General features: G+C 64.2%; 1 protein-coding gene. It reads left to right on the plus strand.

Annotation, left to right across the window (positions count from 1 at the left end; all coding sequences use genetic code 11):
* Positions 1 to 473: molybdopterin-guanine dinucleotide biosynthesis protein B (mobB, locus tag A3764_RS21580; RefSeq protein ID WP_067952095.1), on the plus strand; the 473-nt coding region annotated here is incomplete at its 5' end.
* Positions 474 to 500 lie beyond the last annotated feature (27 nt).

The following is a 500-nucleotide window of genomic DNA, read 5'->3' on the forward strand; positions in this document are numbered from 1 at the left end:
TCGGGTGGAAGAACGCGGGCAAGACAGGCCTGATGGAACGCCTCGTGACCGAGATTACCGGGCGTGGCCATTCGGTCTCTACGGTCAAACATGCGCATCACAGTTTCGACGTGGATCACGAAGGCAAGGACAGCCACCGCCACCGGGTCGCGGGCGCACGCGAGGTTTTGCTCGCCTCACGCAGCCGGTTTGCCCTGATGCACGAACTGCGCGATGCTTCGGAGCCGACGCTGGACGATCTGCGCACGCGGCTGTCGCCGGTCGATCTGGTGCTGGTCGAGGGCTACAAACGCGACGGTCACCCCAAGGTGGAGGCGCACCGCGCCGTCACCGGCAACCCCCTGATCGCCCCGGATGATCCCACGGTACGGGCTGTTGCCAGTGACACGGCGCTCGACCTCGACCGCCCGGTGTTCGATCTGGACGATACGCGCGCGATTGCGGATTTCATCCTGTCAGAGGTCGGGTTGTGAGGGCAATCGACGACAACAAATGTGTCG

Source organism: Sulfitobacter sp. HI0129, assembly GCF_001635395.1.
In the GTDB taxonomy this organism is placed as follows: Bacteria; Pseudomonadota; Alphaproteobacteria; order Rhodobacterales; family Rhodobacteraceae; genus Sulfitobacter.